Below are 5,025 nucleotides of genomic sequence, written 5' to 3'. Positions count from 1 at the left end.
AACAGGTGGACGCCCATTATCTTTACAATAAAGATGAGCGACTTCATCACGAATGAATTCAAAGTCGATAGCATTATCGATTTTGCGCACTAAATGGTCTTTAGGAACTAACTGTTCCATCGTCACCATTTCCAGTTCGTATTGTTGCGGGGTGGGTTCTTGAAGCATATCGGAGTATCCATATTTCGATACCCCTATTAGATCAAAGGTCTAGCTCGAAAGCTAGACCTTTGTCAGCAGTCTGAAGCGAGCAGAGCTCGCTTTTTACTTTTTCGTCGGCACTTTTTGTCGGCAGATACTCGGTCAGCAGACCCTAGCCTTTGACCTGCAAAATGTCGTTCCATGGTAAGTCGGCATCGCCTAATACGATGAAGTTCGGATTTTCCAAGGTGTCTCGTTCGTTATAAGAAAGCGGTTCCAAGTAGGTGCTGAGGATGCGTCCGCCGGCTTCTTCCACGATACATTGTGTCGCCGCGGTGTCCCACTCCCCAGTCGGACCAAGGCGCAAATAACAATCCACGGCTCCTTCTGCGACCAAGCACGCTTTCAACGCCGCAGAGCCTAATGGCACCAAATCGTAATTCCAACTGCTGCTCATACGATTGGTGATGCGATTGATGTCCTGACGGCGGCTGATGGCAATCGCAATGTTTTGTCCGGGCAGTTCATGTTTGTGGGTTTGAATTTTCAAGCTTTCGTTCATCTCGGGGATCTTCCATGCGCCTTTGCCTTGATACGCATAGTAAGTTACGCCTGAAACTGGACCATACACTACGCCCATTACCGGCTTGTTGTTCTCCACTAAGGCGATGATGGTGGCAAAATCGCCACTGCGGGCGATAAATTCCTGCGTCCCATCAAGAGGGTCCACCAACCAGTAACGGTTCCATTGCGCGCGTTTTTCCAAGCTGATATCCGCTGCTTCTTCAGACAGCACTGGAATGTCTGGGGTTAACTCACTCAGTCGTTGGGTGATCAGTTTATGCGCGGCGAGATCGGCGCTGGTGACCGGCGTCTCATCGCTTTTGGTGTATTCTTGGTACTGCTTACTTTGGTAGATATCCAGAATCAATTGCCCCGCGGTGCGAGCAATATCGATAACTTGCGGCAACAGTGCCGATAAATTCTGTGAGGTAGGCATAGCTCTCTTCCTTACTACTTGGCCGGTCGAAGTGCTCTCAGTGCCAATAGTAGCGCTGTGATACTGCGGGATTCACAAAAATCTAAGTGATGAAGAAGTTCTTCTGCCTGCGCGAGTGGCCAACGAACCACTTCAAGCGGCTCTGGCTCATCGCCTTCCAATGTTTCTGGATACAGATCTTGTGCCAAAAACAGCGTCATTTTGCTTGAGAAATAGGAAGGAGCCAGCACCACTTGCTTCAATGGCGTTAATTGTTTCGCGCCAAAGCCGATTTCTTCTTTCAATTCCCGATCCGCTGCTTGTTCGGCGCTTTCTCCCTGATCAATAAGCCCTTTAGGGAAGCCAAGCTCATAGCGCTCTGTACCTGCAGCATACTCTCTCACTAATAATAGGTCACCTTGCTCAGTAACGGGAACCATCATCACGGCATTTTTACCGCTCGGCTTGAGGCGTTCGTAAATTCGCTCTTCGCCGTTGGAGAAACGCAGTTCAAGGCTTTCGATAGAAAAGAGTCGTGATTGGGCAACGACATTACGATTGAGAATATCGGGTTCTTTCCTTCTGCTCATGACGTTGATTCCTCCTGCAAAACATTGATGACTGGAATATATACTAAAAGAAAAGGTTGGCCCAAGTGTGCCAACCTTTAAATTTCATCTCAGTTATAACCAAAATGAGAATAACTTAGTAGTATGAGTGATCGCCGCGATCGTGCTCTGTGGCATCGCGAACCGCTGTTAGCTCACCTGAGAATTGTTGTAGTAGCTCTTTCTCGATGCCTTCTTTTAGCGTCACGTCGACCATTGAACAACCGTTACAGCCGCCACCAAAGGCAACAATCGCCACGCCTGCGTCAGTGATTTCCATCAGTTTTACGTGGCCGCCGTGACCAGCAAGTTGTGGGTTTACTTGAGTTTGAATCGCGTATTCAACGCGCTCAAGCAGTGGCGCGTCGTCCGCGACTTTACGCATTTTGGCGTTGGGTGCTTTCAGCGTTAACTGTGAGCCCATTTTGTCGGTCACGTAGTCAATTTCCGCATCTTCTAAAAACGGCAAGCTGAGCTCATCAACGTAGGCAGAAAAGCTTTGGTATGGGATTTCGGTATCGGTAGCTTCTACCGCTTCAGGTGGGCAGTAAGAGACGCCACATTCTGCGTTTTGTGTGCCTGGGTTGACGACGAAAACACGAATGTTGGTTCCATCAGGCTGCTGGCCCAATAGATTGGCAAAATGAGTTTGTGCTGCTTCAGTGATAGTAATATTTGACACGACGAATACCCGAGTAAATTTGTAGGTTATTGACGCCATTTTACTCCTGATAACGAAAGGATCTAGTGTTTTGATGAGAAAACATGCTTTAGAGCGCACACCACACTGTCAAGCGACAGTGACATCCAACTCAATCCTTCTCGGGAGTTCGGCAGAGGCAATAAATATCAATGCTTTCCACGCCGACTGCAAGCAGTAATTGACATAATTGTCGTACCGTACAGCCCGTCGTGACCACATCATCGACAATCGCGACATGCTTGGGAATCACATGGGGCAGCGCTGAGCGATTGAGGCGAAAAGCACCAGCTAAATTGCGCTGACGCTGCTGTTTATTGAGCCCTTGCTGTGGCGGAGTGTGCAACAAACGAGTAAAAGCGTGAGCAAGGAATGGGCGATTTAATCTACGGGCCAGTTGCGCCGCCAACACATCGCTTTGATTGAAGCCTCGCTGCCATTGCCGACGCCAATGCATCGGCACAGAGAGCAGCAGTGGCGCGGGGTGGTCAATGCGTTGGATGAGCAAAGGAGCCAAGCTGGCGCAGTACCAGAACTTGCGCTGATGTTTGATTTGATTGACGTAGTGTGAGGCCGGGAAGCGATATGGCGTGAGGCAGTAAAGCCTTTGCCAAGGGGGCGGAGATTTCAGACATTGGCCGCATTGGGGGACAACCGTTAATGTCGGCAGCCCGCAACGTTGGCAACGCGGTTCGGCATCGAACAGGGTTAGACAGTGCCGGCACCAGAGCGGGTGGTGGTCGTGATTCATCGGCAAGCCGCACAGATGACAGAGGCGAGGAAGAGATCGGAGTATTTTTTCACTAAGCCAATCGGTTAACATACGGGCAGTGGGGCGAATGAATCGTGTCGCTAGCGTACTCGACCACACGTGACGCATGAGGCTGGAAAAAGTAGGAGTAAGAGGGAAGATGAGCACAGATTTACATTGGCAAATACAAGGTCAGGGGCCCGATTTGGTATTGCTGCATGGCTGGGGCATGAATGGCGCGGTGTGGCAGCAGGTGGTTGAAAGGCTGGAGCCGCACTTTCGTTTGCATGTGGTGGATCTGCCTGGCTATGGCCACAGTGCCCATCTTCATGCGGCAAGTTTAGAAGAGATTGCTCAGCCGCTTCTCGAGTATGCACCGAAACAAGCCATTTGGGTTGGCTGGTCATTAGGTGGGCTGGTGGCGACGCACATGGCGCTGTATCACGCCGATTACGTCAGCAAGTTAGTGACGGTGGCGAGCTCACCCAAGTTCGCCGCAGAAGCGCGTTGGCGTGGCATTCAGCCGCAAGTATTGAGCGCCTTTACCGAGCAGTTGAGTGAAGACTTTCACACCACGGTCGAGCGTTTTATGGCGCTGCAAGCAATGGGCAGCCCTTCGGCACGACAAGATGTGAAAAACCTCAAACAAGCGGTGTTTTCGCGCCCGCAACCCAACCCTCAATCGCTTTTAGCTGGGCTGCAAATGCTGGCGGAGGTGGACTTGCGTGACCATCTGTCGCACTTAACCATGCCGATGTTGCGTCTGTATGGCCGTTTGGACGGGTTGGTGCCGATCAAGGTGGCGCAGGATCTGGAGAAAGCCTTACCAACGAGTGAGCAGTTCATTTTCACCCAGTCGTCACATGCGCCCTTTATCACTGAACCAGAGAGCTTTTGCCACCAGTTGCTGAGCTTTGCAGGCAAGTAAGCGAAAAATAAAATTAAACCTGTTCAAATATTGGTCGATACAAGAAGTAACCAAGGCAACTTACTACGGTTAGTGAAGCGGTTTTGGGGCTGTGCAATGATGTGCATGGTAGGGCGATTCTTTGAGGAGGTATCGCGATGATAGTGTCACCGACCACTGTGAGTGTGCCACTGATCGCCCCATCGGTAAATGTGCAGACAGAGCAGGCCGCGCGCGACAACAGAGTGCGTGAACCTGTGGCGCCAACCGTTGCGTTGGCCAAATCTAACGCGGAACGTAAAGTCAAAAGTGATGATAAACGCCGACGTCAATCTTCGTGGGATCCTTCAGAGCACCCTGGCTATGAGATGGAAACCAATACGCAAGAGATCTCGGTCTATCATGAAGATCCTAAAGATACGCTTGAGCGGCTTTTTGGACTTCTGGCACTGCGAAGTTACAGTGAAGAACAGGGTAAAGGCTACGCAATGCGCTATCGTCTGCCCAAACGTATCTTGGATGCGGCGATAAGAGAAGGGATCATGGAGAAGCGTCGAGCGATCATCAAGTACCATTACGGTCACTCTGTCGCCCCTCATACCCCTTCAGAAGTGATTGCGGTGTTATAGCAAGCAAACACCACCGCAGTGACTGACGATAAAAACCCACTATGGAAACATAGTGGGTTTTATTGTGCGCCGAGCATGGCGTTGATCTAGGAGGTGAAAGTCCTCTACGGGCTCAGTCGAGCGAGAACCGTTAGCCTATGCAAGGGTGTTCACCGTGAGGTGAAACCTAAAGGAAGCAAACGGCAAAACTTGGTTGTGACGAACAGAAACCTGATAGTAGGCCTGTACAACTTGGGTAACCTAGCAATAGATAGAACAGCCCAATGCCTCGACGGGAAGTGTGTATAGGTAAATCAGGCATAACCAAGGG

At 50.4% G+C, this 5,025-nt stretch carries 6 protein-coding genes and 1 pseudogene; 2 read left to right on the top strand and 5 right to left on the bottom strand.

Going from position 1 to position 5,025, the window contains the following annotated elements:
• The 5 genes and pseudogenes from CIK04_RS03145 to CIK04_RS03125 all read right to left on the bottom strand — a co-directional run.
• Positions 1-168 (bottom strand): annotated as a pseudogene (locus CIK04_RS03145) (IS5/IS1182 family transposase); the annotation flags it as partial.
• A 145-nt stretch (positions 169-313) separates the two neighbouring features.
• Positions 314-1,141, bottom strand: coding sequence for a 3'(2'),5'-bisphosphate nucleotidase CysQ (gene cysQ, locus CIK04_RS03140; protein ID WP_017420493.1), 828 nt, complete (start codon positions 1,139-1,141; stop codon positions 314-316).
• Positions 1,142-1,155: 14 nt separating this feature from the next.
• Positions 1,156-1,710, bottom strand: a complete 555-nt coding sequence (gene nudE / locus CIK04_RS03135) for an ADP compounds hydrolase NudE (protein ID WP_011078932.1) — start codon at positions 1,708-1,710, stop codon at positions 1,156-1,158.
• A 115-nt stretch (positions 1,711-1,825) separates the two neighbouring features.
• Positions 1,826-2,410: a Fe-S biogenesis protein NfuA gene (gene nfuA / locus CIK04_RS03130; protein WP_026050270.1), complete on the bottom strand. Its 585-nt coding sequence runs from the start codon at positions 2,408-2,410 to the stop codon at positions 1,826-1,828.
• Between the two features lie 130 nt (positions 2,411-2,540).
• The gene (locus CIK04_RS03125) at positions 2,541-3,251 is read right to left on the bottom strand and encodes a ComF family protein (protein WP_039468894.1); all 711 of its coding nucleotides are present in this window, start codon (positions 3,249-3,251) and stop codon (positions 2,541-2,543) included.
• A gap of 88 nt (positions 3,252-3,339) precedes the next feature.
• Between CIK04_RS03125 and bioH the strand changes: the two genes are divergently transcribed.
• Both bioH and CIK04_RS03115 read left to right on the top strand, forming a co-directional pair.
• Entirely contained in the window at positions 3,340-4,107 is a 768-nt protein-coding gene (bioH, locus tag CIK04_RS03120) for a pimeloyl-ACP methyl ester esterase BioH (RefSeq protein WP_097353701.1), read from the top strand.
• Positions 4,108-4,244: 137 nt separating this feature from the next.
• Positions 4,245-4,715: a hypothetical protein gene (locus CIK04_RS03115; RefSeq protein ID WP_011078928.1), complete on the top strand. Its 471-nt coding sequence runs from the start codon at positions 4,245-4,247 to the stop codon at positions 4,713-4,715.
• The last annotated feature ends 310 nt before the right edge of the window (positions 4,716-5,025 follow it).

The sequence above is a fragment of the Vibrio sp. 03_296 genome (genome assembly GCF_002265885.1).
This window is presented reverse-complemented; position numbering and strand designations above follow the sequence as displayed.